This window comes from Acidiphilium multivorum AIU301 (assembly GCF_000202835.1).
In the GTDB taxonomy this organism is placed as follows: domain Bacteria; phylum Pseudomonadota; class Alphaproteobacteria; order Acetobacterales; family Acetobacteraceae; genus Acidiphilium; species Acidiphilium multivorum.
Window position 1 is genome coordinate 2,526,836 of the sequence record NC_015186.1, and the last position, 26,140, is coordinate 2,552,975.

Sequence of the window (26,140 nt, forward strand, 5' to 3'; positions counted from 1 at the left end):
TCCCCGAGGCTCAGCCGCGCTTCGGATAGGCGCGGCTGCGTTCGGCGAGATCGCCGGTCATCCCGGCATCCGGCGCGTCGTCGGCGATTTCGGCGACCTTCCGCGCCAGCACCCAGGTGCCGACATAGCCGGCGTGACGGGTGATCTCCATGTCCGCCGCCGCGCGGCCGGGGAACAGCCGCACCAGGCTGACCGGGCTGCGCATGCCGGCATCGACGATCTCGAAGCCGCGCGCCGGGCCGAACAGGATCCGCATCGCCTCGTCCGAATAGCGCCAGAAATCGTTCGGCGTCTCGTGCAGGGGAAAGGTGTGGTGGGTGATGTGGAAGGTCAGGCCGCCTGGGGTAAGGGCGCGGTTGATCTCGGCGGCGACGCGCCAGGGCTCGGCGATGTGTTCCATCACCGCGACCGAGAAGATGCCCTCGAAGGCGCCCCGGCCGGTCGCCGCCGACAGGGAGTGCGCGTCGGCCACGAGGTCCACGCCCGGCGCGGGATGAATGTCGCAGCCGACATAATGGCAGTCCGGTTCGAAATCGCGGGCCCGCGCATAGGCACCGGGGCTGACGAGGCGGGCGCCGATTTCCAGCACCCGGCCGCGCCGTTGCCGGAGTTCGTCGATGAAGGGCCGGATCACCAGCGGCGAGGGCGGCGGCGGCGGCAGCGGCGGCGGTTCGAGCGGGATCGAGACGTCGCCTGCATCGGTCGCGATCTCGAGGCTGGCGGGCTGGAAAGGCGGAGCCTCGAGGTAGAGGCTGAAGCCGCTGTCGCCGATCTCGGGATAATGCGACTGCACGTCCGGGCGCGGCGCCGGCGGCACCGGATCGGTGCGGCGGTCGCCGACGCGCAGCGCGACCGCGCGCACCTTCACCGCATGGGCATGGATCCAGCCGCAGACAAACACGCCGCAGCGGTCGCACCAGAAATGCTCGATCGCGTGAACGATCGGGAATGGCGGCGCCGGCGGCGGCCGCAGGGCGGCGAGCTCGGCTTCGAGGGCGGCGACCCGGTTGTGCAGCGCGCCCTCCCGCGCGGCGATGCGGGCGAGCGGCGGGAAGCGGAGCAGCGCCCGCTTCCAGGCCGGCAGCATCACGCCACCTTGCGACGCCGCCCGGCGCTCCGCGCCGCCGGCTTCGGCAACAGGGGCGCGAGGAAGCTCGCGGTATGAGACCGCTCGTTCGTCACGACCTCTTCCGGCGTGCCGGCAGCGACGATCTCGCCGCCGCCATCCCCGCCCTCGGGGCCGAGATCGATGATCCAGTCGGCGGTCTTGATCACTTCCAGATTGTGCTCGATGACGATCACGGTATTGCCGGCATCCACCAGCGCATGGAGAACCTCCAGCAATTTCCTCACATCCTCGAAATGCAGGCCGGTTGTCGGCTCGTCGAGGATGTAGAGCGTGCGGCCGGTGGCACGGCGGGCGAGTTCCTTGGCGAGCTTGATCCGCTGCGCCTCGCCGCCGGAAAGGGTCGTGGCCGCCTGGCCGAGCTTGATATAGCCGAGCCCGACCTTGCCGAGCAGTTCGAGCCGGTCGCGGATGCGGGGTTGGGCGGAGAAATAGCCCATCGCCTCGTCGACATTCATGTCGAGCACATCGGCGATGGATTTCTCCCGGAAGCGGATTTCCAGCGTTTCGCGATTGTAACGTTTTCCCTTGCAGGTGTCGCAGGTGACGAAGACGTCGGGCAGGAAGTGCATCTCGATCTTCAGCACCCCGTCGCCCTGGCAGGCTTCGCAGCGCCCGCCCTTGACGTTGAAGGAGAAGCGGCCGGACTTGTAGCCGCGCGCGCGGCTTTCCGGCAGTTCGGCGAACCAGTCGCGGATCGGGGCGAACAGGTCGGTATAGGTCGCGGGGTTGGAGCGCGGGGTGCGGCCGATCGGCGACTGGTCGATCTCGATGATCTTGTCGAGCAGGTCGAGCCCGTCGAGCCGCTCGAACGGCGCGGGCACCTGCCCCGAGCCCATCAGCCGGCGGGAGACCGCCTTGTAGAGCGTGTCGATCACCAGGGTGGACTTGCCGCCGCCGGAGACGCCGGTGATGGCGGTGAACACGCCGAGGGGGAATTCGCCGGTGACGGTCTTGAGATTGTTGCCGCGGGCGCCGACGAGTTTCAGCATCCGCGCGGGATCGACCGGCCGTCGCCGTTCCGGAACCGCAATGGAACGTCGCCCGGAGAGATAGTCGCCGGTGAGCGAACGCGGATTGGCGGCGATGTCCGCGACCGAGCCCTCGGCGACCAGCTCGCCGCCATGCACGCCGGCGCGCGGGCCGATATCGATCACGTGGTCGGCGCTGCGGATCGCATCCTCGTCATGCTCGACGACCAGCACCGTGTTGCCGAGATCGCGCAGCCGGCGCAGCGTGCCCAATAACCGTTCGTTATCGCGTTGATGCAGGCCGATCGAGGGTTCGTCGAGAACGTAGAGCACGCCCGTCAGGCCGGAGCCGATCTGGCTGGCGAGGCGGATGCGCTGGCTTTCCCCGCCCGACAGCGTGGCCGAGCTGCGGGCGAGCGAGAGATAGTCGAGCCCGACATCGACGAGGAATTGCAGCCGCTCGTTGATCTCGCGGAGGATGCGGCGGGCGATGTCCTGGCGCTGCGGGGTCAGCGTGTCGAGCACGGTGGCGAACCAGTCGCGCGCCTCGCGGATCGAAAGATCCGAGGCCTCGGCGATGTTTTTCCCGGCAACCCGGACGGCCAGCGCCTCGTCGCGCAGGCGCGCGCCCTGGCAGCGCCGGCAGGGCTGCTCGGCCTGGTAGCGCGCCAGCTCCTCGCGCACCCACACGCTGTCGGTCTCGCGCATCCGGCGTTCGAGATTGCGCACCACCCCCTCGAACGGGCGGGTGACGGTATAGGCGCGCACCCCGTCCTTGTAGGAAAAGTCGATCTCCGTCTTGCCGGCGCCGAACAGGATCGCCTCGCGAACCGTCTCGGGCAGGTCTTCCCAGGGTGTGGTCAGCTTCACCCGGAAATGCTTCGCGAGGCAGGCCAGCGTCTGGTCGTAATAGGGCGACTGCGCGTTGGCCCAGGGGGCGATGGCCTGGTCGGCGAGCGAGCGGCGCTCGTCGGGCACGATCAGCGCGGGGTCGAACACGGTCTCGGTGCCGAGCCCGGCGCATTCGGGGCAGGCGCCGTGCGGCGAGTTGAAGCTGAACAGGCGCGGCTCGATCTCCTCGATCGTGAAGCCGGAGACCGGGCAGGCGAAGCGGGCGGAAAACACCGTGCGCTCCCCTGTGTCGGCGTTCTCGGCATAGGCGATGCCATCCGAGAGGGCGAGCGCGGTCTCGAAGGAATCGGCAAGCCGCTGTTCCGCGCCCTCGCGCACGACGATGCGGTCCACCACCGCCTCGATCTCGTGCTTGATCTTCTTGTTGAGCGCCGGCACCTCGGCAATCTCGTAGAGCTTGCCGTCCACCTTCACGCGGGTGAAGCCGCGGCGCTGCAATTCGGCGAGTTCCTTGCGGTATTCGCCCTTGCGGTCGCGCACCACCGGGGCGAGCAGCAGCAGGCGGGTGCCGGGCGCCATCGCCATCACCCGGTCGACCATCTGGCTCACCGTCTGCGCCTCGATCGGCAGGCCGGTCGCCGGCGAATAGGGCACGCCGGCGCGGGCCCAGAGCAGGCGCATGTAGTCGTGGATTTCGGTAACGGTGCCAACCGTGGAGCGCGGGTTGCGCGAGGTCGTCTTCTGCTCGATCGAGATCGCCGGCGAGAGGCCCTCGATACTGTCCACATCCGGCTTGCCCATCAGTTCGAGGAACTGCCGCGCATAGGCGGACAGGCTCTCGACATAGCGGCGCTGCCCCTCGGCATAGATCGTGTCGAAGGCGAGCGAGGACTTGCCGGAGCCGGACAGCCCGGTGATCACGGTGAGCTGGTCGCGCGGGATGCGGACGTCGATGTTCTTCAGATTGTGCTCACGCGCGCCGCGCACGGTGATGTAGCCCGACCCTGCCATAGCCATGTTCCCGAAATGTCCCCGCGACGATATGGCCCCGTCCGCGCATGCTGGAAAGGGGGTGGAGGCAGATGCGCGCCCGGCGGACGCATGATGGACAGGCGCGCGCATCGTCAAGAGGCGGGTTCATGGGCGGGCCGTGGCAGTTCTGGATCGATCGCGGCGGCACCTTCACCCGCATCGTCGGCTTCGACATGGGCGGAACCTCGACCGATGTCGCGCTCTGCGACGGCGCCTATGCCCGTTCCTTCGAGACCGAGATCGCCGGCGTGCGGCGGCTACGGCGCCTGAACCTCAGGCGCGGGCGGCGCGCTGCGCGAGCCCCAGCAGCATCTGCCGCACGATCGCCTCGGGCACCGCCCCGGTGCGCTTGCAGTCCGCCTCGGCGCGCAGGCCCCGTTCGATCGCCGCCATGATCGCCGGCTCCCGCCAGCGCGCCACCGCCTTCATCACGACCGGCTGGCGCTTGAAGAACACCGGCGGCCGGCGCGCCGCAACGGCATCGCGCGGGCTCGCGCCGCCGGCGACCGCGTCGGCCATCAGCCGCAACCCGGCGAGTTCGCCGAGCAGCACGCGGATCACCGCGACCGGCGCGGCGCCTTCCTCCAGCGCCAGCCCGATCGCGTGGTCCGCCGCCTTCACGTCGCCGGCCAGGGCGGCATCGATCGCATCCTGCATCGAGGCCGAGCCCTGATCATCGAGCACCGCCTCGACCGCCTCGATATCCACCGCGCCGTTCGGCCCGGCATAGAGGGCGAGCCGTTCCGCCGCGTCGCGCAGCGCCCCGGTCTCGCCGCCGAGCCGGCTCGCGGCGAGGGCGAGCGCCTCGCGGCCGATGCCCACGCCGGCCGCCCGCAGCGCCGCCTCGAGCGCCGGGCCGCGGGCCGCGCCATCCGGCAGGTAGCAGGCGATGGCCGCCGCCTCCGCGTGTTTTTCCGCCAGGGCGCGGAGTTTCGACCGCCCCGGCAGATCACCGCCGATCGCGACGATGAGGGCATCGCCCTTCCCCTCCAGCGCGGCCTCGACGGGTGCCACCTGCCGGTCGCCGGCATCGCGCAGCAGCACCACCCGGCGGCCGCCGCCGAAGGCCTGCGCCCCGGCTTCCTCGGGCAGGCGCTCGGCGGTGTCGGCATCGAGTTCGGTGAGCCGGAACGGATCGTCGAGCGATCCCGCGACCAGCTTCGCCAGCCGGCGCGCCCGTTCGGCAACCAGCGACGTGTCGGGTCCATAGACAAGAACGAACCGCGCGCGGCCCGGATCGGCGAGGAATGTCTCGACGTGGCGGGCGTCGATCTTCACCGGCTTACCCCCGGTCGGGGTGATTGCGGAAATAGACCGCGAGCTGCTGGGTGATCTGCCGGGCGAGCCGCTTCGCGAAGCGATGGCGCAGCACGCCCTGATCCAGGGTGCCCGCGAAGTTCTGGTTGTCGATGTTGTCGATCGCATCCATCGCCTGCGTCGAGCCGCGGGCGATGATCCGGCTCCGGTCGCCTTCGGGCGTCAGCGTCCATTGCGCGGTGGCGATGTAGCGGTTTCGGGTGTTCGAGCTGTCCGGCTGCACGCCCACGATCTGCACGTTCCAGCCATAGTCGACCGCGAGATGGTAGCGATAGAAGGACGGCGCGCCGGCGCGCTGCAACTCGGCTTCGAGCGCCTGGCGCAGCAACTGCCCCTGCCGGTCCGGCAGCAAGCCGACATCGATCTCGTCGAGCTGCGAGACGACGGCGGTTCCCGCCTGGCCGCCGCCATATAGCGGGCGGAACCCGCACCCCGCGAGCGCGAGCAGGCCCGCGAGGGGCAGGATCTTAAGGACGGACGACAAAGTTCACGATCCGGTCGGGAACGTGGATGCGCTTGACGATCGTCGCCCCTTCCAGAAGTTGCGCGATGCGCGGCTCGGCCATCGCCGCCGCGATGGCGGTTTCGGCGTCCGCCCCCGGCGGCAGCTCGATCGTGCCGCGCAGCTTGCCCATGATCTGCACCGCCAGCGTCACCGAATCGCGCCTGAGCAGCTCCGGCTCGGCGACCGGCCAGGGCTGGTTGACGACCAGCCCGGCCTCCGGCGAGACCTGCGCGTTCGCCTCTTCCGCGACATGCGGGATGATCGGCGCGGCGAGGCGGATCAGCGCCGACATCGCCTCCCGCCGCGCCGCCGGCAGCCCCGGCGCATCCCGCCCCTCGGTCTCGGCGATGGCGTTCGCCAGCTCGTAGAGCCGGGCGATGGCGACGTTGAAGGCGAAACCGTCGATCGCCTCGGTCACCGCGGCGATGGTGCGATGCGTCGCCTGCCGCAGCTTGCGGGCCTCGCCCTCGGCGCGCTCCAGCGCCACGTCGTCGGCCCGGTCGGCGGCGACGCTGCGGGCGAGACGATACAGCCGCTGGACATAGCGGAACGCGCCCTGCGCCCCCGCCTCGGTCCATTCCACGTCGCGCTCCGGCGGATTGTCCGACAGCACGAACCACCGCGCGGTGTCGGCGCCGAAGCGGGCGATCACGGCCGAGGGATCGACCGTGTTGCGCTTCGATTTCGACATCTTCTCGATCGGCCCGACGATCACCTTGCGGCCATCCAGCGTCGTCGCGTGATCGGCGTGGCGGATCACCTCCTCGGGGTAGAGCCACTTGCCGTCCTCGGTGCGGTAGCTCTCATGCGTGAGCATGCCCTGGGTGAACAGGCCGGCGAAGGGCTCGGCGACGCCGACCTGGCCGAGCCGGTGCATCGCCCGGGTGAAGAAGCGGGCGTAGAGCAGGTGCAGGATCGCGTGCTCGATGCCGCCGATGTAGTGATCGACCGGCATCCAGTGCGAGGTCGCCGCCGGGTCGGCCGGCACGGGCGCGTGCGGCGCGCAGAACCGGGCGAAATACCACGAGGAATCGACGAAGGTGTCGAACGTGTCGGTCTCGCGCTGGGCGGCCGCGCCGCATTGCGGGCAGGCCACGTGCTTCCAGCTCGGGTGATGGTCGAGCGCGTTGCCCGGCCGGTCGAACGGCAGGTCGTCCGGCAGCCGCACCGGCAGGTCCTTTTCCGGCACGGGAACGGTGCCGCAGACCTCGCAATGGATCATCGGGATCGGGCAGCCCCAGGCGCGCTGGCGCGACACGCCCCAGTCGCGCAGGCGCCAGTTGACCACGCCCTTGCCGGCGCCGCGCGATTCGAGCTCGGCGATGGCGCGGGACTTCGCCGCCGCGACGTCGAGCCCGTCGAGGAAGCCGGAATTGACGATCACGCCATCGCCGGTGAAGGCGACATCCCCCACCGCGAGGCCCGGATCGTCCTTCGGCGCGACGACGACGGTGACGTCCAGCCCGTATTTGCGGGCGAAATCGAGGTCGCGCTGGTCATGCGCCGGGCAGCCGAAAATCGCGCCCGTGCCGTAGTCCATCAGCACGAAATTGGCGATCCAGACCGGGTGGGTCCGCGACGGATCGAAGGGGTGGACGACGCGCAGCCCGGTATCGAACCCGCGCTTCTCGGCCGCCTCGATCGCGGCTTCGGAGGTGCCGGCGCTCTGGCACTCGGCGATGAAGGCGGCGGCCTCGGGATTGGCCGCGGCAACGGCGGTGGCGAGCGGATGATCCGGCGCCAGGGCGACGAAGCTCATCCCGAACAGCGTGTCCGGCCGCGTGGAATAGACCGGCACGCTCTCGATGCCGCCGCACGGCGCCGCCAGCCGGATCGTGAATTCCGCGCCCTCGGAGCGGCCGATCCAGTTGCGCTGCATGGTCCGCACCCGCTCGGGCCAGTTCTCCAGCGTGTCGAGCCCGGCGAGCAGGTCCGCGGCGAAATCGGTGATGCGGAAGAACCACTGGCGCAGCTTGCGCTTTTCCACCGGCGCGCCGGATTTCCAGCCCCGCCCGTCGATCACCTGCTCGTTGGCGAGCACGGTCATGTCCACCGGGTCCCAGTTCACCGCCGATTCGCGCCGATAGGCCAGGCCGGCGCGCCAGAGGTCGAGGAAGAGTTTCTGCTGGTGCCCGTAATATTCCGGGTCGCAGGTGGCGAATTCGCGCGACCAGTCGACCGAGAGGCCGACGCGCTTCAGGTCGGCCTTCATCGCCGCGATGTTGTCGCGCGTCCATTTGGCGGGATCGACATTGCGCTCCCGCGCCGCGTTCTCGGCCGGCAGGCCGAACGCGTCCCAGCCCATCGGGTGCAGCACGTCATAGCCCTGGGCGCGGCGGGCGCGGGCGATCACGTCGCCGATCGCGTAGTTCCGCACATGGCCCATATGGATCTTCCCCGACGGGTAGGGGAACATCTCCAGCACGTAGCATTTCCGCCGGCCGCCCTGCGGCGCGTCGGCGGTGGCGAAGCAGTTCCGCGCCTCCCACGCCGCCTGCCAGCGCGCCTCGGCGGCGGTGAAATCATAGGCGGAGGCGTCGTGCGTGGTCTGGTCCATGGTCTCAGCCGTTCAGCTGCCCCGCCGCCTTCAGCTGGGCGGCGCGGGCGAGGATGCGATCCTCGAGGCCGTTGGCAACCGCGGGATCGACCGGCTGGTCGACCCAGGCGCCGTCCTGGCGATCCTGCTCGAAGACCGAAACCTTCAGGTTGTTGGCGGTCAGCGTGGTGCCGAGCACATAGGCGGACACCTTGAAGCGCCGGTCCGGCTTGGCCGGCGGCGAATACCAGTCGGTCACGATCACGCCGGCGAAGGGGTCCGCCGAGGCCAGCGGCATGAAGCTGAGCGTGACGAGCGAGGCGCGCCAGAGATAGGCATTGACCGCCACACCGGTCTGCTCCGCGTGGCTCTTGCCGCCGAAGGTGAACAGCGTGCCGAGCCCGCCATTGCCGCTTGAGGCCATCGCCTGCGGGGTTCGATAGGTTTCCATGTTCGGCAGGTTGGGCTGCTTCGCGTTGCTGCACGCCACGAGCGCGAGCGCGGAGCCCAGCGCCGCGGCTTTCAGAGCAGGCCGGAGGAAGTTGTTCGGGCAGGTCATGTCTGGAAAGCGCACATTCGTCTCCGCAGTTCGGACCGGAGGATCCGGCCGGCAACGATGGTCTTTAACCTTGCCGCGCGGCCGCGCCAAGGCCCGCGCGGCCATCAAGGCCGCCAAACTACGGCCCTCAAGGCCGCCAAACAACGCCCTCAAGGCCGCCAGGCGACAACCGCCACGCGGCACCGGCAAATGAAAAGGGCGGCGGATCGCTCCGCCGCCCCACCTGAACACCTTTCGGGTCAGATTACCACTTCAGAGCGGCACCGAGGCTGAACGCCTGGGACTGCACGTTGTTCGTCAGAGCAACGCCGTTGTTTGTTCCGAAAGTGTAACCATCCTGATGACGGTGACCATAAAGGTAGGTCGCATACACGCCGAGATTCTTGCTGAGCGCATAGTTCGCGCCGACGGCTATGCCGTAATCGGTCTCGGTGCGGCCGATGTTCGAACCCGGCGTGTAAGCACCAGCGGCCTGGTTGTTGAAGTAGTAGGCACCGACTGTATAGGGGCCGAAATCGTAGATACCCGTCACTTCATAGAAGAACAGGTCGCGCTGGCCCGGCGTCAGGAAGGTGTAACCGTTGTTCACCTGACCGGTCTTGACGTTCGCACCCAGCGTGAAGCCGGCGTATTTCACCTGACCGGAGAACTCGGCGATGCCCATCGACTTGTATCCAACCCCCGTGCCGGTGCTGTCGCCGATTGGAGCGGCGTGCAGGTAGTCGACAGCTAGCGTCACGCCCGTTCCACTAAACTCGCCCGAATATTCAAGACCGCCTGTGATGGTGTTCTTGCGGCGTGACTTCACCCCTCCCGGAGCGCTGGCAAGCGTTGCGCAATTCGTGCTTCCGATTGTGCAAAGCGCACCCTCGTTAAAGGCGTTAGAATTAGGCTCGAAGTCGAAGCCAGCCTTGAAGCCGTCGACGTCAGGCGAGATGTAGACGATCTTGTTGGTCGTGTAGAGCGCACCAGATGACGTGAAGAGCCCCTTTGGTGCATCAGGAGACGGCACAGCCGTACCAACACCACCATCAGAAGGAGACGGCACAGCCGTACCAACACCACCATCAGAATTCCACAAATTGCCATCGCCGAAATTATAGTATTCGCCGGTCGCCAGCAGCCACCAAATACCATCAGTCTGCCCAAATCGAACGAAACCGGTCTGAGGTGTTCCGATATATCCGTAAGCACGACGGATAGCTAGGGTAGTATAACCATTACCACCTTCAGCCCCGAAACCTTCGTGTGTACCGACGCCAGCGGGCGTGTAAGTGGTGCGCAACTCTGTCGCGACACCATATTGAATTCCATTCTCAGTCGTACCGTCGAAGCCCGGATACAGGCGCAGGAAGCCGGACATGCCGATCGGGTTCAGCTTGGTGCCGCCCTGGACGCTATCACCCGTCGCGCCGATCATGTTGATCTGGTCGTTCAACAGGCCGTTCAGGTGGACGACGATCTGACCCGGAGCGGGGGCCTTGGCAGCCTGGGCGTGAGCGGCACCGGACGCGGCGACCATCAAGCCGAGCGATGCGGCAGACGCCAGAAGATACTTGCGCATTCAAACCTCCATGTTGCCGGTCAGACCGGCGTGAATTCTTTGCCGCCTGCGCCGCTTCAAGGCCCGAAAGCCGTCGCGGCGAGGCGTCAGACAGGCGGATAAAAGGCATTTCAGTCTCAGGAAGCAACATCCGAAAGCGCCGGTGAAGGCTATTTGGCTGCGCTGTGGTATCAACGCCACACTGTATGACACTGATTTGACAAAGCCCCGATCGCCGCAACACCGCGGCAGGCCGGGCCAAGCGCCCGCATCCGCCGCCCCTCGATGCCGCCAAGGGCCACCACCTGAACCCCGCCGGCCAGCCGCGCCAGCGCCGCCCAGCGCACCGGCCCGAGGGCGGGCGCCCCAGGATGGCTCGCCGTCGGGAAGGCCGGCGAGAGAAACACCAGCCCGGCGCCGGCCCGGCGCGCGCGCACCAGCTCCTGCCGGCCATGCGCCGAGGCGGTCACCAGACCCGGCTTGCGGCCCGGCGCAACCCTGCCCCGCCGCAGGTGCAGCCCGGCGTGCAGACGGGCCGCCAGCCGCGCATCGCCGGCGACCACGAGGGCGATTCGCCGGCGCCGGCAGAGCTTCGCCACCGCCGCCGCGAGCGCGGCCCGGTCCGGCGCCGCATCGTCGCGCAGCACCACGCCGGAGAGTCCCGGCGGCAGGCGGGCGATCGCGCCGAGCGGGTCGGGCAATCGGGCCCGATCGGTGAACAGCCAGAGCGTGGGGTGGCGGCAGCGACGGCGCCGCTTGACCGCCCGTGCCGCCGCGATCAGTTGTTCATCCATGAGCGAATTCAGCCCCGAGACGATCAGGCCCGAGACGATCAGGCCCGCCCTCGATTCCATCCGCGCGCGCATCGCCACGGCCGCGCAGGGACGCGCGGTCACGCTCATCGCGGTGTCGAAAACCAAGCCGGTCGCGGCGATCGAGGCGGCACTCGCCGCCGGGCAACTCGTGTTCGGCGAGAACCGGGTGCAGGAGGCGGCGGCGAAGTTCCCGCTCCTGCGCGCGGCGCATCCGGGCCTCGCGCTGCACCTGATCGGGCCGTTGCAGACCAACAAGGCGCGCGAGGCGGTGGCTTTGTTCGACTGCATCGATTCGCTCGACCGGCCGAAACTCGCCGATGCGCTGGCGGCGGCGGCCGAGCGCGCCGGGCAAATGCCGCGGCTGCTGGTGCAGGTGAATGTCGGCGACGAGCCGCAGAAGGCCGGGGTGAGCCCGGCCGAGGCGGATGGCTTCATCCGCGCGATGCGCGCCCGGTTCGGCGAGCGGTTGCGGGGGCTGATGGCGATTCCCCCGCTCGGCGAGGACCCCGCGCCGCATTTCGGCACCCTCGTCGCCATGGCCGACACGCACGGGCTGCCGGTGCGCTCGATCGGCATGTCCGACGATTTCGAGACCGCGATCGCCTGCGGGGCGACCGAGGTGCGCGTCGGCTCGGCGCTGTTCGGCGCCCGCCACGCGCCTCAGTAGCCTCTCGCGAAATCGACCAGCGTGGCCGGGACGCGCCCGGCGGCCAGCGCCCGCAGCGCGGCGAAGAAGCTGGCCAGCGTCGCCGCGTTGTAGCGCGCCGGATCGTCCGACGAGATATGCGGCGTCATGACCAGGTTCGGCGTGTCCCACACCGGATCGTCCGGCGGGACCGGCTCGGTCGTGAACACGTCGAGCACCGCGCCGGCGATGCTGCCCGCGCGCAGCGCAGCACAGAGTGCCGGCTGATCCACCAGCGCGCCGCGGCCCATGTTGATCACCCCGGCATGCGGCGGCAGCAGCGCCAGCCGCCGCGCATCGAGCAGGTTGCGCGTCGCCGCGGTGAGCGGGCAGGTCAGCAGCAGGAAATCGGTGTGCGGCAGGATCAGGTCGAGATCGCCGACCGGCCGCGTCGCGTCGCAATCGGGGTGCGGCGCGGCGCCGTTGCGCACGCCGGTGACATGGATGCCGAACTGCCGCGCCCGCCGCGCCGCGCCGCCGCCGAGCCCGCCGACGCCGACGATCGTCGCCCGCATGCCGGCCACCGTGCCGGAGGACCGGCGCTGCCAGCGATGCGCCCGCTGGTCGGTCGCGAAGGCGGGCATGTGGGTCGCCAGCATCAGCATCGCCATGATCGCGAACTCGCCGGCGCGGTCGGCATGCACGCCGCGATTGTTCAGCAGCATCACCCCGTCGGGGATCATGTCGAACGGGGCGAGCGGGTCGACGCCGGCGGAGGTGGACTGGATCAGCCGCAGCTTCGGCGCGATCGAGAGGTCGAGCCGGCGGATCGCGGCGGGCGTGGCGATCAGCGCCTCGATCCCGGGTGCCGCGGCGGCGAACTCCGCCTCGGTCTCGCCCACGGTCAGCGTATGCCCCTCGCCGATCCCGCCGGCCAGCGCGGCGGCCTCGTGAAATTCGGCCGCCGTCAGCTTGAGATAGGGGCTGTCGGCGAATTCCTGGATGTGGATGTGCATGCTTACCCCGGCTGGTGAAATCCGAAATGCAGGACAAGGAAGATCAGCCCGCCGATCAGGAAGCCGACCAGCGTGCCGTTGACGCGGATATATTGCAGGTCCTTGCCGACGCGCAGTTCCAGCCGCTCGGTGATCGTCGCGGCGTCCCAGTTGCCGATCACGCGGCCGATGAACCCGGCGATCTCGGCCTGCGCCCCCGGCAGCAGGCGGGTGACGACCATGCCCGCGCCGGCGGAAATGCGCGCGCGCATGGTGGGATCCCCGGCGAGCAGCGCGCCGAAATTGGCGAGGGCGCCGGCGATCAGCTGCTGCGCGTGCCCGCCCGGCCGCGCCGCGTCCGCCGCGATCGCGGCGCGCAGCCGCGACCACAGCTCCGCCCCCCAGGCGCGCACGCTCTCATGCCCCACCACCCCGCGCAGCGCGGCGCCGAGTTCGGCGGCGCGTTCGGGGTCCTCGGTGAGGCGGACGATCTCGCGGCGCACCCATTCGTCGAAGGCGGCGCGCAGCTCGGAGCCATCGGGGTCGACGCGCTCCAGCTCGGTATTGAGCGCGGTGACGACGCGCGCGGCGATGTTCGCCCCCACCGCCCAGCCGACCAGCGCGCCGCCCTGCTCGCGCACGCGCTCGCGCACCGCCTGCTTCAGCTCGGCCTCGCGGCTTTGCAGCAGCAGGCGGAGCTGGCCGAGGATGAAGCTGAACACCTCCTGGTGCCGCCCGCTCTCGACCAGCGAGGCCAGCGCGCGGGCGACGAGGCGGCCGGCGGTCGGCCCGCCCGCCATGCGCGGCAGCAGGCGGCCGAGCACCCGCCGCGCCCGGCCATCCTCGACCGAATCGAGCAGGCGCGGCAGCGCCCCGGCGATGGCCTCCGCCAGCGGTGTGGACATCGCCGGATCGGCGAGGAACCGGCCGAGCAGGGCGGGAATGTCGAGCCCGGCGAGAAACCGCGTCACATCGGCGCCGGTGAACACGTGGTTGGCGACGAACCGGCCCAGGGCGGCGCCGAGCCGCTCCTTCTGCGCCGGCAGGATGGCGGTGTGCGGAATCGGCAGGCCGAGCGGGTGGCGGAACAGCGCGGTCACGGCGAACCAGTCGGCGATGCCGCCGATCAGCCCGGCCTTGGCGGCATCGCGCAGGAACAGGGCGGCGGGGTCGGGCGGCATGGCGTATCCCGCCGCCATCAGCGCCGCCATCAGCGCCAGCAGCCCGGTCGCGAAGGCACGATGCCGGAAGAGCGAGCGACGGAGCGCGGCTTCAGGGTCGTTTTCGGTCATCGCGTCCATGTGGCCCGATCCGCCGACCCGGGCAAGCCGCGGCGTCGGTTGACGAGAATCAACGACACACACCACCCGCGCCGCGCAGAATTCCGCCATGCCGGACGCCAGCGCATTGCTGACCGACCTCTACGAGCTGTCGATGCTCGAAGCCTACGCGGCGCGGGGCATGACCGGCAGCGCGGTGTTCGAGCTGTTCTTCCGCCGCCTGCCGCCCGAGCGCGGCTTCCTGCTCGCGGCAGGGCTGGACCAGGCGGTGACGTTCCTCGAGGGCATGCGTTTCGACGCCGAGGATCTGGCCTGGCTGCGCGATACCGGCCGGTTCGCGCCGGGCTTCATCGACAGTCTCGCCGGGTTCCGCTTCACCGGCGACGTCGATGCGGTGCCCGAGGGCACGGCCGTCTTCGCCGACGAGCCGGTGCTGCGGGTCACCGCGCCGCTGCCCGAGGCGCAGTTCGTGGAAACCCGCCTCCTCAACATCGTTCATTTCCAGACCGTCATCGCCTCGAAGGCGGCGCGGATGGTGCTCGCGTCGGGCGGGCGCCAGCTCGTCGATTTCGGGCTGCGCCGCGCCCATGGCGGCGAGGCCGGGCTGTTCGCCGCCCGCGCCGCCTGGCTCGCCGGCTTCGACGCCACCGCCACCGTGCTCGCCGGCCGCCGGTTCGGCATTCCGCTCATGGGCACGATGGCCCATGCCTTCGTCGAGGCGCATGACGGCGAGACCGAGGCCTTCCTCGACTTCGCGCGCACCCGCCCCGCCGGGCTCTGCCTGCTGATCGACACCTACGACACCGAGCGCGGCGCCGCGCGGGTCGCGGCGCTGGCGCCCCGCCTCGCGGCGGAGGGCATCGCGATCGCGGCGGTCAGGCTCGACAGCGGCGATCTCGCCTATCACGCAAGGGCGGTGCGCGGCATTCTCGACGCGGCGGGATGCGGCGCGATCCGGATCTTCGCCAGCGGCGGGCTCGACGAGGCGCGGATCGCGCGCCTCGCCGGCGCGCCGATCGACGGGTTCGGCATCGGCACCGCGCTGACCACCGCGAGCGACGCCCCGGCGCTCGACTGCGCCTACAAGCTGCAGGCCTATGCCGGCCGGCCGCGGCGCAAGCGCAGCGAGGGCAAGGCCACCTGGCCCGGCGCCAAGCAGGTCTGGCGCCGCCTCGCCGCCGACGGAACCATCCTCGGCGATACCGTCGGGCTGCACGACGAACCGCCCACCGGCACGGCGCTGCTGCGCCCGGTGATGCGCGCCGGCCGGCGCGTCGACCCGGCAACGGCGGATCTCGCCGCCGCCCGGCAGCGGGCCGCCGCCGCGCTCGCCAGCCTGCCCCCGGCGCTGCGCCGGCTCGAACCCGGCACGGTGCCGGTGACGATCAGCCCCGCCATCCGCGCCCTCGCCGCCGCGGCGGACCGCGCGGCGGCCGGTGAACCCTGAGCATGTCGCCGCACCCCGAGGATCAGCGGCGCGTCATCGCCTTCCTCTCCCGCCCGGAGAGCCACGGCCTCGCCACCGGCACGGTGGAGCGGATCGAGACCCATTGCTCGATCGTCTTTCTCGCCGGTCCGCACGCCTTCAAGCTCAAGCGGGCGATCCGCTATTCGGCGCTTGACTACACCACGCCCGCCGCCCGCCGCGCCGCCTGCGAGGCCGAGCTGGTGCTCAACCGCCGCACCGCGCCGACGCTCTATCTCACCGTCCGCGCCATCACCCGCGACGAAAAGGGCCACCTCGCCTTCGATGGTCCGGGTACCGCGGTCGATCATGTCGTCGTCATGCGGCGCTTCGACCAGTCCGACCTGTTCGACGCGATGGCCGCGCGCGACGCGCTCACGCCGGCGCTGATGCGCGAGCTCGGCGCCGCCATCGCCCGCTTTCATCTCGCCGCCGAATCCCGGCCCGACCACGGCGGCAGCGAGGCGATCGAGCGCGTGATCGCCGCCAACGAGCGCGAACTGGCCCTGACCGCCCGCACGCTCGACGGTGCCGCGGTCGACACGCTGAGCCGCCACGCCCGCGCCACCCTGGCCGGGCTCGCGCCGCTGCTCGACTGGCGGCGCTCGAGCGGCCGGGTGCGGCGCTGCCACGGCGATCTGCGGCTCGCCAATATCTGCCTGTTCGGCGGCCGTCCGACGATGTTCGACTGCATCGAGTTCAGCGACGAGATCGGCTGCATCGACCTGCTCTACGACCTTGCCTTCCTGCTGATGGACCTCGAGCTGCGCGGCCGGCGCGACCTCGCCAACGCGGTGTTCAACGCCCATGCGGATGTCGCGCCGGATGCGATGGGGCTGCGCGCCATGCCGCTTTTCCTCGCCCTGCGCGCCGCGACCCGCAGCTACGCGCTGGCCGGCGGCGCGCGGCGCCAGACCGATTCCGCGCGGGCGCTGCTGCTGGCGGCGCAGGCCAGGCGCCATGTCGCCGCCGGCCTCGATTTCCTCGCCCCGGCCCGGCCGCGCGTGATCGCCGTCGGCGGCGGCGGCGCGGACCGGAGCCACCGTGCCGCGGCATGCGCCGGCCGCGCCGCGCCCGCGCCCGGCGCGCGGATCGTGAGGCCGGATGCGGCGGGCGACGCCGCCTGGCACGAGGCGGCGGAAACCCTCGCCGCCGGCTGCTCGGTCGTGATCGATGCGGCGTTCGGCGACGAAGCCACCCGCGCCCGCGCCCTCGCCCTCGCCACCGCCCACGCCGCGCCGTTCGAGGGGCTGTGGAGCCTCGGCCCGGTGCCGCCGGATGCCGCCGCCTGGCGCCCGCCCGATGCCGCGAAAAGGACATCCCCATGACCCGCGCCCCGCTCTCGCTGTTCGGCCTGCATGGCAGCCGACCGCTCGCCGAACAGGTCGCCGCCCGGCTGGAAATCGCCCTCGCCGCGCACGAGGAGCGCGACTTCGAGGATGGCGAGCACAAGGCCCGCCCGTTGCAGGACGTGCGCGGCCACGACGCCTTCGTGCTGCACACCCTGCACGGCGGCGAGGGCGATTCGGCGAATGACCGGCTCTGCCGCCTGCTGTTCTTCTGCGGCGCGCTGCGCGATGCCGGCGCCGCGCGGGTCACGGCGGTTGCGCCCTATCTCTGCTACGCGCGGAAGGACCGGCGGACCAAGACCAACGATCCCGTCACCACCCGCTACGTCGCCGCGATGTTCGAGGCGGTCGGCATCGGCCAGGTGATCACGCTGGAGGTGCACAACCTCGCCGCGTTCGAGAACGCCTTCCGCTGCCCGAGCCTGCACGTCCCCGCCGCACCGCTGTTCGCCGCGCATTTCGCGCCCCTGCTGCGCCGGGTTCCGGCGGTGGTGGTGTCGCCGGATACCGGCGGCGCCAAGCGCGCCGAACAGGTCCGCGAGGCGCTGGAATCCCTGCGCGGCGCGCCGGTGGGCGCCGCCTTCATGGAAAAGCACCGCTCCGGCGGGGTGGTGACCGGCACGCTCTTCGCCGGCGACGTGCGCGGCCGCGTGGCCATCATCGTCGACGACCTGATCAGCACCGGCGGCACGCTGCTGCGCGCGGCCCGCGCCTGCCGCGAGGCCGGCGCCGCCGAAATCCACGCCGCCGCGGCGCACGGCCTGTTCACCGGCGGCGCCGAAGACCTCTTCGCCGCCGGCCTGTTCGAGAGCGTCGTGGTCAGCAGCACGGTGCCGCCGTTTCGCCTCGCCGGGGCGGCCAGGGCGCGGCTGACGATCCTCGACGCCGCCGAGCCGCTCGCCCGGGCGATCGCCGCCTGCCACGATGCCGGCTGACCCTCCCCTCCCCGCCGCGGCGGACGCCATCGCGGCGCTGGCGGCGCGGGGCGACATCGCGGTCCGGGCGCTGCTGCTCGGCGAGCGGCTGGACCTGCGGCGGCTCGACCGGGCGAAGCCATTGGCGACGGCGCCGCTCGCGCTCGCGCTTCCGGCGGCCGGCGGCGTCGCGGTCCTGTTCCGCTACGGCGCCGCGGTGCTGTTCGGCGCCGACGAGGGGGCAACGGCCCGCCTTCTCGCCGCGCTCGCGCCCTTCGTCGCCGAGCCCTTCGCCAGCCCCGAGACCGAGACGGCCCGCCTGCGGATCGGCCCCGGGCCGCCGCCGGCCGGCGACGAGGGCGCCATCGTGCTGCCGCACTGCGCGATCGAGCATCTGCAACTGATCGCCGACGTGCTGGCGAAGAGCCTGGTGCTGGCGCGTTACGAAACGGTGATGGCCGGGATGTTCGACCGGATCGAGCCGCTCGCCGCGGAACTGCGCGCGCGGGGCCGGGTGAACGCGCGCGGGCGGGTATTGCTGCGGCAGATCGGCGTCGTCCTCGGCATCCAGCACCGCATGGTCGGCCGCGCCGAGACGGCGGAAAAGCCCGAACTGCTCTGGGACCATCCCGAACTCGAACGCCTGCACCTGCATCTCGCCGAGGAATACGAGCTCCGCGAGCGCGACCGCGCGCTCGACCGCAAGCTCGATCTCGCCGGCCGGACGGTGGAGACCCTGCTCGGTCTCGTCCAGGCGCGCAGCAGCCTGCGGGTCGAGTGGTACATCGTCGCGCTGATCCTCGCCGAACTCGGCCTCGCCCTCTACACGCTGCCGCCGCTGCGCTGAGGCCGCGCCGCGGCGCGGGCGAGGATGGCGGTCACCTCGCCGTCCTCGAGCTGGGGAAAATCGAGATAGAACGCGCCGACCGCGCCGAGCGAGGCCGGCGTCTCCACGCAGGCGATCTCGTCCGCCAGCGGGCGCAGCGCCGCCAGCGAGTCGGGCGCCGCGACCGGCACGGCGAGCACGAGCCGCGCCGGCCGCAGCGCCCGCGTGGCGCGCAGCGCGACGCGCATCGTCGCCCCGGTCGCGATCCCGTCATCGACGACGATCGCCGCGGCGCCGGCCACCGGCACCCGCGTCCGGCCCGCGCCATAGACCGCGCGCCGGCGCGCGATCTCCTCGATCTGGCGCGCGGTTTCGGCCTCGACGTAGCGCGCCGGCACCGCCAGCGCGCGGATCAGCCCGTCGTCGAGATACACCAGCGGCGGATCGCCCTCGGCGACGGCGCCGATGGCGAGTTCCTTCTGGTCCGGCGCGCCGATCTTGCGGACGATGACGATGTCGAGCGGCGCCTCCAGGTCCGCCGCCACCTCGAACCCGACGGGCAGGCCCCCGCGCGGCAGGGCGAGCACGACGGGATGGCGGTGCCGCAGGTGGCGCAGCCGGGCCGCGAGGCGGCGCCCGGCATCGGCGCGGTCGCGGAACATGGGGCGGGGTTCAGCCCGGCGCGGCCTGCGCCGCCGCCCACAATGCCCGCGCCCCGCGCGGCAGCGCCTCGATCACGTGGGCGAGCTGCCCCGGCGCCATCCGCCGCTCGATCACGCGGATCACCGCGCCGGCGACGCGCCCGACATCCTGCAACTCGTCATGCCCGGCGAGTTCCGCGCGCAACGCCTCGGCGAAATCGCGATTGTGCGCGGCGCGCAGGCGCTCCGGCGACGGATGCCAGCCCTCGTAATAGACCCCGCGCACGATGGTCGGCATCTCGGCGCCGAAATGGGCCACCAGCCCGACCGGCAGCCGGTCGCGCACGGCGTGCAGCGTCGCCCGCAGCGCCGCATAGGCCGCCCGCTCGTTGTCGAAGCCGAGTTCGCCGGCGATTTCATGCAGCCACTCATGCGCCCGCTGCACCGAGGTATCGAGACTTGCGGCCTTCATCACCGGCCCTCCGTTCGATGTCGTCATGCCCGCAGGCTAGAGCAGAATCAGGGGCAACGCAGTCGTCCGATCGGGTTACAATGCGGTCCGGCGAAATGCGTTCCGGCGACTGGCGAATTTCGTTTCGACTTGTTACACATGGCGCAGCCGCCCCCGCCGGGCGGCTGAAGGGGATCCTTCGATGGACGATGATGACGCGCCGTTGGCGGCGCCCGCCCCGCCGCCCGGCTTCGCCCGGTATTTCCCCCTGGAGCGCCCGCCGCCGCCGCCACGCACCTTCGAACTCGGCCTCGTGCTCGGCGGCACCGTCTCGGCCGGCGCCTATACCGCCGGCGCGCTCGACGCGCTGGTCGAGCTGCTCGACGCCTGGGAGGCGACCGACCCGCCGCACAGGGTTCGCCTGCCGATCGTCACCGGCTGCTCGGGCGGCGGCATCACGGCGGGGATTCTCGGCCTTTACGCCCGCAAGGCCCATCACCCGATGCCGGACGATTTCGCCGCCCTGATGGCGACCGCCGCGATGCCGGACAATCCGCTCTTCGATGTCTGGGTCAACCGGGTCGACGGCCTCGCCTTTCTCGACCCGTCCGACCTCGCGGGCGGCACGGCGGCCTCGCTGCTCAACTGCCGGCGCCTCGACGAGATCGCGCGGGACATGGTCCGCTATGGCGAAACGCCCAACGGGTTCGGCCGCGCCTATCTGCCCGACCCGTACCGGATGATCCTGTCCGTCACCAATGTCGAGGGCATTCCCTACCGGTTCGACGTCCCGGCCTTCACCGGCTGGACGGGCGGAAACTACGCCCAGCACGCCGACTACGCCCGCTTCGCGCTGCCCGCGAGCGGCATCGCCGCCGACCCCGCCGGGGCGCGGCGGCCGGACGAATTCTGGATCGGCCTGAACCCGTCCGGCGAGGGCTTCGCCGATTTCGGCACGCTGATGCAATATGCGCTGGCCGGCGGCGCCTACCCGATGGCGCTGCGGCCCCGCGCGCTCACCCGCCCGGCCGCGCAGTACCGCTATCGCCCGCATGTGCTGCGGACGCCGGCCGGCGCGATCTGCGAGCCGCTGGTCCCCGACTGGTCCAGCCTGCCGACCACCGGCGGGCAGGTCGGCTTCACCGGCATCGATGGCGGCGTGTTCGACAACAATCCGGTCCTGCTCGCGCATCGCGAACTCGCCGGCATGGCCGCCCCGCTCGAACCCGGGCCGGACGCGGCGCGGCGCGCCCTGCTGCTGATCGACCCCACGCTGCACCAGCCCCGCGCGCCCGGCCGCGTGGCGGGCGGGATGGGCGGCATCGGCCTCGCCGCGCTCGGGGCGATGGAGGCCGGCGCCAACTACCTCACCGCCGATCTCGACATGATGGCCGACCCGCGGATCTTCAGCCATTTCCAGCTCGTGCCGGTCCGGCCGGACCGCAAGACGGCGGGCGCCGCCGCCGCCGCCACCACCGTCCTGCACGCCTTCGGCGGCTTCTTCTGCCGGGCCTTCCGGGTCCACGATTTCATGCTCGGCCGGCTGAACATGCGCGACTATCTGCGCCGCGTGCTGATCCTGCGCGCCGACAACCCGCTCTTCGACGGCTGGAGCCTCGCCGAGCGGCAACGCCACGCGCTCGATGCCGATGGCGCCCCCCTGCCCACGGTAGACGGCGCGACACCCCCCGCCGCCTACTGGCTGCCGGTGATCCCCGACAGTCTCGGCCCGGCGCCCGGCGGCCATGCCAGCATCCTGCCCTGGCCCGCGGGGCAACTCGACCCCGAAACGCTGCGCCCGGCACTCGGCCAGCGGGTGGCCGCCCTTCTCGCCATCGCGCAGAAAGACGAGATCTCGGGGCTGCTGGCCAATCTCTGGTTCGACGCCGGCGAACGCTTCATCTCGGCGCGGATCACCGGCGATATCGTCGCCGCCTTCCGGGCGGCGCTGGAACGGCACGATCTGCTGCCGCGCGCCGGCGGCGCCGGCTGAGGCGCCCGTTACCGCGCGCGCGCGTGGCCGGCATCCACCAGCGCGAAAAGCAGGATCAGCCCGATCACGGCAAAGCCGGCGCTGGCCAGGAAGGTCGCCGCCGGCCCGGCCAGGCTCCACGCCACGCCGGCGAGCAGGCTCGCCGCCAGCAGCGCCACCCCGCCGGCGAGGTGAAAGATGCCGAACGCCGTGCCCCGCGCCGTCTCCGGCGCCGCGTCGGACACCAGCGCCGACAGCACGCCCTGGGTCAGCCCCATATGCAGGCCGAACAGGGCGATGCCGGCCATGCCCACCACAAGGCCCGGCGCGAAACCGAGGCACAGATCGGCGAGCACCAGCACCCCGAATCCGGCCGCCAGCACGCCCCGCCGGTCCAGCCGGTCCGCCAGCCGCCCGGCCGGATAGGCCGCAAGCCCGTAGACCACGTTCATCACCACCAGCACCGCCGGGGTGAGCGCCAGCGGCAGGCCGAGGCTGCGGGCGCGCAGCACGAGGAACGCCTCGCCGAAGCGGGCGAGCGTCAGCACCGCGCCGGCGAGCACGACGGCGCGAAAGCGCGGGCCGAGCTGGACGAATTCGCTCCGCCGCAGCGGCAGGCGCGCGGGCCGGTGGCTCGCCTTGCGCGGCGGATCGCGCACCGCGACCGCGAGCAGCAGCACGGCGGCAAGGCCGAAGGGCAGCGCCAGCCAGAAGACGAGGCGGATATCGTCGCCGCTCGCCGCCATCAGCACGATCGCGAGCAGCGGGCCGGCGAAGGCGCCCACCGTGTCGAGCGACTGGCGCAGGCCGAACGCCGCCCCGCTCATCCCGGGCGGCGCGAGATCGCCCACCAGCGCATCGCGCGGCGCCCCGCGCACCCCCTTGCCGATCCGGTCGAACACGCGCGCGCCGAGCACCCAGCCCGCCGCCGGGGCGAGCGCGAAGACGGGTTTCGACAGCGCCCCCATCGCATAGCCGGCGACGGCCAGCGCCTTGCGCCGGCCGAGCCGGTCGCTGAGCCAGCCCGAGAACACCTTGACGATCGAGGCCGTGCCCTCGCCCACCCCTTCGATCAGCCCGACCATCTCGGTGCCGGCGCCGAGCGTGACGACGAGAAAGACCGGCAGCAGCGCGTGGATCATCTCCGAGGAGATATCCATCAGCAGGCTCACGCAGCCGAGCGCCCAGATCGCGCGCGGCAGGCGCGGCCGCGCGAGGTCCGTGCCGAGCGGGGCGCTCATGCCGTCAACGCGCGGGGCGGGGCATCATGCCGCCCTTGCGGGCGCCGCCAGTCCCAGTCCGTCATCGCCGCTCCTCCTGATCCGCAGGTAGGACGATATGCGGGCCGATGCCAAGCCCGCCGGCATCACCCCGCCAGCGCGGCCGCCCCGGACCGGGCGCGCGGGCGGGCCGGAAAGGCCAGCACCGGGCGGCCGCTGGTGAAGGTGCCGACGCGCTCGATGATCGCGGCGGCGTCGATGCCGTTGGCGCGGTAGAGATCGGCGATGGTGCCGGTCTGGCCGAAGCGCTCGACGCCGAGCGGCAGCACCGCATGGCCGGCGACGCCGCCGAGCCAGGACAGGGTGGCGGGATGGCCGTCGATCACCGTGACGATGCGGCAGTCGCGCGGGAGCGGGGCGAGCAGGCGCTCGGCCAGCGAGGTCACCGCCTCGCCGCGGCAGCGCGCGCGCTGGGATGCGCTCCAGCCGGCATGCAGCCGGTCGGCCGAGGTGACGGCGAGCACGCCGATATCGCGCCGGCTTTCCGCCAGCGCCCCGGCGGCGCGGATCGCCTCCGGCGCCACCACCCCCTGATAGGCGATGACGAGTTCGGCGTTCGGCCCCGGCTCGCGCAGCCAGTAGGCGCCGTCGGTCGCCCCCTGCCGCCAGGCGGTGCCGCGCCGGCCCGGCTGCTCGACCGGGTTGGTGGACAGGCGGAGATAGACCGAGCCGCCCGCCGCATCGGCGAGGCCGGTGCGCGGATCGGTATACGGATCGGCGTCGTCGCGCTGGAGATGGTCGAACGCCCATTCCATGATCGCCGCCAGCTCGTCGGCGAAGGCCGGCTCGAAGGCGGCGAGGCCAGGCTGGGTCATGCCGATCGCCGGCGTGCCGATCGACTGGTGCGCCCCACCCTCCGGCGCGAGGGTGACGCCGGAGGGCGTGCCGACCAGCAGGAAGCGGGCATCCTGGTAACAGGCGTAGTTCAGCGCATCGAGCCCGCGGGCGATGAACGGATCGTAGACGGTGCCGATGGGGATGAGGCGGCGGCCGAACAGCGAACGGGCGAGGCCGGCGGCGGCGAGCAGCAGCATCAGGTTGGTCTCGGCGATGCCGAGTTCGAGATGCTGGCCCTCGGGCGCGAAATCCCAGCGCGCGGTCGAGGGGATCTTCTCGGCGCGGAAGAGGTCCGCCATCGCCTCGCGGGCGAACAGGCGGCGGCGGTTGACCCAGGGGCCGAGCGAGGTGGTCCCGGTGACGTCGGGCGAGGTGGTGAGGATGCGCGCGGCGAGCGCGCTGTCGCCGCGGGCGAGATCGTCGAGGATGCGGCCGAAGGCGGCCTGGGTGGAGATCTCCCGCTCGCCGGGTGAAGCGAGGGCGGGGACCGGCAGATGCGCATCGTCGTGCCGGCGGCGGCCGGCGGCGAAGAAGGGCACCGCGTCGAGCCAGGCGCGGAAGCCGTCCACGTCCGCCACCGCGGCGAACCGCTCCCACTCCTCGCCCTGCCCCACGCCCATGTGGCGCTGCCAGGCCTGCATCTGCTCGACCGTCATCACCCCGCCGTGATTGTCCTTGTGCCCGGCGATCGGCGTGCCCCAGCCCTTGATCGTGTAGGCGAGGAAGCAGGTCGGGCGGTCATGATCGATGGCGGCGAAAACATCCGCCATGGTCTGCACGCAGTTGCCGCCGAGATTTTCCATCAGCGCGGCCAGCTCGGCATCGCTGCGCCGGGCGATCAGCGCCGAGACCGCGCCCTGGTCGCCCAGCTCGTCGAGCAGCCGCTTGCGCCAGGCCGCGCCGCCCTGGAAGGTGAGTGCTGCGTAGCGCTGGTTGGGGCAGGAATCGATCCAGCGTCGCAGCGCCTCCCCGCCCGGCTCGGCGAAGGCCGCGCGCTGCAACGCGCCGTACTTGATCCGCACCACATCCCAGCCGAAGGCCTCGAAGATCTTCTCGATGCGCTGCCACAGCCCCTCGCGGGCCACCCCGTCGAGCGACTGGCGGTTGTAGTCGATCACCCACCAGACATCGCGCAGCCCGTTCTTCCAGCCTTCCTGGAGGCATTCGTGGATGTTGCCCTCGTCGATCTCGGCATCGCCCATCAGCGCGACCATGCGGCCGCGCCGCACATCCCGCCCCCATGGCTTCGCCGCGATATAGTCCTGCACCAGCGCGGCGAAGGAGGTGATGGCGACGCCGAGGCCCACCGATCCGGTGGAGAAATCGACGTCGTCATCGTCCTTGGTGCGGCTCGGATAGCTCTGGGTGCCGCCGAAGCCGCGGAAAGTCTCCAGCCGCTCGCGCGTGGTGTTGCCCATCAGGTATTGCATCGCGTGAAACACCGGGGCGGCGTGCGGCTTGACCGCGACGCGGTCCTCCGGGCGCAGCGCGGTGAAATAGAGCGCCGCCATGATGCCCACCATCGAGGCGGAGGAGGCCTGATGCCCGCCGGTCTTGATGCCATCCACCTTCGGCCGGAGGTGGTTGGCGTTGTGGATCATCCAGTGCGACAGCCAGAGCAGGCGCTGTTCGGCGGTTTTCAGATGCGGCGTCATTCGCGGTCTCCCGGCGTGAGGGCGGTGCGCCGAGTCTAGGCGGGCGGGCGGAGCGAATCCTTGCGATTCGCGCGGCCCAGGGCAATATCGTGGCGATAGTCTGCAAGGAACCGCGCCATCATGGTGAAATCCGGCACGATCGACGATTTCGATAGGGAGATCCTGTCCGCCCTGCGGAGCGACGCGCGGATCTCCATGCTCGACCTCGCCGAGCGGGTCGGGCTGAGTGCGACCCCGGTGGCCCGCCGCGTGCGCCGGCTGGAGCGCGAGGGCATCATCCGCGGCTATACCGTGATGATCGACGAGGCGGCCCTCGGCTTCGACGTGTCGGTGTTCGTCTCGGTCAAGCTCGACAAGCAGGTGGACGACGCGCTGGTGCGTTTCGAGGCGGCCATCGCCTCGTTCCCCGAGGTGGTCGATTGCTGGCTGATGACCGGCAACCGCGACTACCTGCTCCGGGTGGTGACGACGAGCCTCGCCGCGTTCGAGCAGTTCCTGGTCGGGCAACTGACGCGGGTGCGCGGCGTCGCCTCGATCGAGAGCTCGATCCCGCTGCGCCGGGTCAAGGCCGGGGTGTCGCGCTCGGCCTGACCG

21 protein-coding genes and 1 pseudogene are annotated in these 26,140 nt (G+C 71.3%); 8 read left to right on the forward strand and 14 right to left on the reverse strand.

Translation table 11 applies throughout. The features are described from left to right. Nucleotides 1-10: 10 nt before the first annotated feature. On the reverse strand, nucleotides 11-1,087 hold the full coding sequence (locus tag ACMV_RS11410) for a class I SAM-dependent methyltransferase (protein ID WP_041665057.1): 1,077 nt from the start codon (nucleotides 1,085-1,087) through the stop codon (nucleotides 11-13). After that, on the reverse strand, nucleotides 1,087-3,960 hold the full coding sequence (uvrA, locus tag ACMV_RS11415; RefSeq protein WP_013640510.1) for an excinuclease ABC subunit UvrA: 2,874 nt from the start codon (nucleotides 3,958-3,960) through the stop codon (nucleotides 1,087-1,089). Before uvrA ends, ACMV_RS11410 begins: the two co-directional genes overlap by 1 nt. Nucleotides 3,961-4,088: 128 nt before the next feature. Between uvrA and ACMV_RS21980 the strand changes: the two are divergent. Next, a pseudogene (locus tag ACMV_RS21980) lies at nucleotides 4,089-4,223 on the forward strand (hydantoinase/oxoprolinase family protein); the annotation flags it as partial. A 31-nt stretch (nucleotides 4,224-4,254) separates the two neighbouring features. Here ACMV_RS21980 and holA read toward each other — a convergent pair. The 6 genes from holA to ACMV_RS11445 all read right to left on the reverse strand — a co-directional run bounded on the left by holA (nucleotide 4,255) and on the right by ACMV_RS11445 (nucleotide 11,235). Next, a complete protein-coding gene (gene holA, locus ACMV_RS11420; protein WP_012039775.1) occupies nucleotides 4,255-5,259 on the reverse strand; it encodes a DNA polymerase III subunit delta in 1,005 nt (334 codons plus the stop codon). Nucleotides 5,260-5,263: 4 nt separating this feature from the next. Beyond that, nucleotides 5,264-5,782: an LPS assembly lipoprotein LptE gene (gene lptE, locus ACMV_RS11425; protein ID WP_012039776.1), complete on the reverse strand. Its 519-nt coding sequence runs from the start codon at nucleotides 5,780-5,782 to the stop codon at nucleotides 5,264-5,266. Further along, complete coding sequence (gene leuS / locus ACMV_RS11430) at nucleotides 5,766-8,360, reverse strand: leucine--tRNA ligase (protein ID WP_013640511.1); 2,595 nt, start codon at nucleotides 8,358-8,360, stop codon at nucleotides 5,766-5,768. Before leuS ends, lptE begins: the two co-directional genes overlap by 17 nt. Nucleotides 8,361-8,364: 4 nt before the next feature. Next, entirely contained in the window at nucleotides 8,365-8,913 is a 549-nt protein-coding gene (locus ACMV_RS11435) for a DUF3576 domain-containing protein (RefSeq protein ID WP_013640512.1), read from the reverse strand. Between the two features lie 229 nt (nucleotides 8,914-9,142). After that, the gene (locus ACMV_RS11440) at nucleotides 9,143-10,462 is read right to left on the reverse strand and encodes a porin family protein (RefSeq protein WP_013640513.1); all 1,320 of its coding nucleotides are present in this window, start codon (nucleotides 10,460-10,462) and stop codon (nucleotides 9,143-9,145) included. Between the two features lie 170 nt (nucleotides 10,463-10,632). Continuing rightward, the gene (locus tag ACMV_RS11445; RefSeq protein ID WP_013640514.1) at nucleotides 10,633-11,235 is read right to left on the reverse strand and encodes a thiamine phosphate synthase; all 603 of its coding nucleotides are present in this window, start codon (nucleotides 11,233-11,235) and stop codon (nucleotides 10,633-10,635) included. On the opposite strand from ACMV_RS11445, the gene ACMV_RS11450 reads away from it, so the two are divergent. Further along, complete coding sequence (locus ACMV_RS11450; protein WP_013640515.1) at nucleotides 11,234-11,923, forward strand: YggS family pyridoxal phosphate-dependent enzyme; 690 nt, start codon at nucleotides 11,234-11,236, stop codon at nucleotides 11,921-11,923. The genes ACMV_RS11445 and ACMV_RS11450 overlap by 2 nt on opposite strands. Here ACMV_RS11450 and ACMV_RS11455 read toward each other — a convergent pair. Beyond that, on the reverse strand, nucleotides 11,917-12,897 hold the full coding sequence (locus ACMV_RS11455; RefSeq protein WP_013640516.1) for an NAD(P)-dependent oxidoreductase: 981 nt from the start codon (nucleotides 12,895-12,897) through the stop codon (nucleotides 11,917-11,919). The genes ACMV_RS11450 and ACMV_RS11455 overlap by 7 nt on opposite strands. 2 nt (nucleotides 12,898-12,899) lie before the next feature. Then, nucleotides 12,900-14,177, reverse strand: coding sequence for a DUF445 domain-containing protein (locus ACMV_RS11460; RefSeq protein WP_012039781.1), 1,278 nt, complete (start codon nucleotides 14,175-14,177; stop codon nucleotides 12,900-12,902). Nucleotides 14,178-14,265: 88 nt separating this feature from the next. Here ACMV_RS11460 and ACMV_RS11465 point away from each other — a divergent pair, with 88 nt between their 5' ends. Genes ACMV_RS11465 through ACMV_RS11480 form a run of 4 tightly spaced genes read left to right on the forward strand, consistent with a single transcriptional unit; the run spans nucleotide 14,266 to nucleotide 18,731 of the window. Then, nucleotides 14,266-15,603 carry a nicotinate phosphoribosyltransferase gene (locus ACMV_RS11465; RefSeq protein WP_013640517.1) on the forward strand — a complete coding sequence of 446 codons (1,338 nt, stop codon included), beginning with the start codon at nucleotides 14,266-14,268 and terminating at the stop codon, nucleotides 15,601-15,603. A 2-nt stretch (nucleotides 15,604-15,605) separates the two neighbouring features. Beyond that, entirely contained in the window at nucleotides 15,606-16,949 is a 1,344-nt protein-coding gene (locus tag ACMV_RS11470; RefSeq protein ID WP_012039783.1) for a phosphotransferase, read from the forward strand. Beyond that, nucleotides 16,946-17,905, forward strand: a complete 960-nt coding sequence (locus ACMV_RS11475; RefSeq protein ID WP_013640518.1) for a ribose-phosphate diphosphokinase — start codon at nucleotides 16,946-16,948, stop codon at nucleotides 17,903-17,905. Before ACMV_RS11470 ends, ACMV_RS11475 begins: the two co-directional genes overlap by 4 nt. Continuing rightward, complete coding sequence (locus ACMV_RS11480; RefSeq protein ID WP_013640519.1) at nucleotides 17,895-18,731, forward strand: RMD1 family protein; 837 nt, start codon at nucleotides 17,895-17,897, stop codon at nucleotides 18,729-18,731. The genes ACMV_RS11475 and ACMV_RS11480 overlap by 11 nt, the downstream gene beginning before the upstream one ends. Here ACMV_RS11480 and ACMV_RS11485 read toward each other — a convergent pair. Further along, nucleotides 18,707-19,372, reverse strand: coding sequence for a phosphoribosyltransferase (locus ACMV_RS11485; protein WP_013640520.1), 666 nt, complete (start codon nucleotides 19,370-19,372; stop codon nucleotides 18,707-18,709). The genes ACMV_RS11480 and ACMV_RS11485 overlap by 25 nt on opposite strands. Nucleotides 19,373-19,382: 10 nt before the next feature. After that, a complete protein-coding gene (locus tag ACMV_RS11490) occupies nucleotides 19,383-19,823 on the reverse strand; it encodes a DUF2267 domain-containing protein (protein ID WP_013640521.1) in 441 nt (146 codons plus the stop codon). Between the two features lie 181 nt (nucleotides 19,824-20,004). Between ACMV_RS11490 and ACMV_RS11495 the strand changes: the two genes are divergently transcribed. Next, nucleotides 20,005-21,795, forward strand: coding sequence for a patatin-like phospholipase family protein (locus tag ACMV_RS11495; RefSeq protein ID WP_013640522.1), 1,791 nt, complete (start codon nucleotides 20,005-20,007; stop codon nucleotides 21,793-21,795). Nucleotides 21,796-21,803: 8 nt separating this feature from the next. Here ACMV_RS11495 and ACMV_RS11500 read toward each other — a convergent pair whose 3' ends face one another. Together ACMV_RS11500 and ACMV_RS11505 are read right to left on the reverse strand one after the other, a co-directional pair. Then, nucleotides 21,804-23,015 (reverse strand): MFS transporter, encoded by a 1,212-nt coding sequence (locus ACMV_RS11500; protein WP_013640523.1) that lies wholly within the window; start codon nucleotides 23,013-23,015, stop codon nucleotides 21,804-21,806. A gap of 125 nt (nucleotides 23,016-23,140) precedes the next feature. Then, on the reverse strand, nucleotides 23,141-25,546 hold the full coding sequence (locus ACMV_RS11505) for a transketolase family protein (RefSeq protein WP_013640524.1): 2,406 nt from the start codon (nucleotides 25,544-25,546) through the stop codon (nucleotides 23,141-23,143). Nucleotides 25,547-25,666: 120 nt separating this feature from the next. Here ACMV_RS11505 and ACMV_RS11510 point away from each other — a divergent pair, with 120 nt between their 5' ends. Beyond that, nucleotides 25,667-26,137, forward strand: coding sequence for an Lrp/AsnC family transcriptional regulator (locus ACMV_RS11510; protein ID WP_007423678.1), 471 nt, complete (start codon nucleotides 25,667-25,669; stop codon nucleotides 26,135-26,137). Nucleotides 26,138-26,140: the final 3 nt, after the last annotated feature.

Excerpts from the sequence above, each read along its gene's own strand:
- ACMV_RS11460 (WP_012039781.1), bottom strand. The coding sequence starts at position 14,177 with ATGGACGCGATGACCGAAAACGACCCTGAAGCCGCGCTCCGTCGCTCG.
- ACMV_RS11495 (WP_013640522.1), top strand. The coding sequence starts at position 20,005 with ATGGACGATGATGACGCGCCGTTGGCGGCGCCCGCCCCGCCGCCCGGC.
- ACMV_RS11445 (WP_013640514.1), bottom strand. The coding sequence starts at position 11,235 with ATGGATGAACAACTGATCGCGGCGGCACGGGCGGTCAAGCGGCGCCGT.
- uvrA (WP_013640510.1), bottom strand. The coding sequence starts at position 3,960 with ATGGCAGGGTCGGGCTACATCACCGTGCGCGGCGCGCGTGAGCACAAT.
- ACMV_RS11490 (WP_013640521.1), bottom strand. The coding sequence starts at position 19,823 with ATGAAGGCCGCAAGTCTCGATACCTCGGTGCAGCGGGCGCATGAGTGG.
- ACMV_RS11485 (WP_013640520.1), bottom strand. The coding sequence starts at position 19,372 with ATGTTCCGCGACCGCGCCGATGCCGGGCGCCGCCTCGCGGCCCGGCTG.
- ACMV_RS11465 (WP_013640517.1), top strand. The coding sequence starts at position 14,266 with ATGCCGGACGCCAGCGCATTGCTGACCGACCTCTACGAGCTGTCGATG.
- ACMV_RS11470 (WP_012039783.1), top strand. The coding sequence starts at position 15,606 with ATGTCGCCGCACCCCGAGGATCAGCGGCGCGTCATCGCCTTCCTCTCC.
- ACMV_RS11410 (WP_041665057.1), bottom strand. The coding sequence starts at position 1,087 with ATGCTGCCGGCCTGGAAGCGGGCGCTGCTCCGCTTCCCGCCGCTCGCC.
- ACMV_RS11440 (WP_013640513.1), bottom strand. The coding sequence starts at position 10,462 with ATGCGCAAGTATCTTCTGGCGTCTGCCGCATCGCTCGGCTTGATGGTC.
- ACMV_RS11450 (WP_013640515.1), top strand. The coding sequence starts at position 11,234 with ATGAGCGAATTCAGCCCCGAGACGATCAGGCCCGAGACGATCAGGCCC.
- ACMV_RS11475 (WP_013640518.1), top strand. The coding sequence starts at position 16,946 with ATGACCCGCGCCCCGCTCTCGCTGTTCGGCCTGCATGGCAGCCGACCG.
- ACMV_RS11480 (WP_013640519.1), top strand. The coding sequence starts at position 17,895 with ATGCCGGCTGACCCTCCCCTCCCCGCCGCGGCGGACGCCATCGCGGCG.
- ACMV_RS11455 (WP_013640516.1), bottom strand. The coding sequence starts at position 12,897 with ATGCACATCCACATCCAGGAATTCGCCGACAGCCCCTATCTCAAGCTG.
- ACMV_RS11500 (WP_013640523.1), bottom strand. The coding sequence starts at position 23,015 with ATGAGCGCCCCGCTCGGCACGGACCTCGCGCGGCCGCGCCTGCCGCGC.
- ACMV_RS11510 (WP_007423678.1), top strand. The coding sequence starts at position 25,667 with ATGGTGAAATCCGGCACGATCGACGATTTCGATAGGGAGATCCTGTCC.
- leuS (WP_013640511.1), bottom strand. The coding sequence starts at position 8,360 with ATGGACCAGACCACGCACGACGCCTCCGCCTATGATTTCACCGCCGCC.
- ACMV_RS11505 (WP_013640524.1), bottom strand. The coding sequence starts at position 25,546 with ATGACGCCGCATCTGAAAACCGCCGAACAGCGCCTGCTCTGGCTGTCG.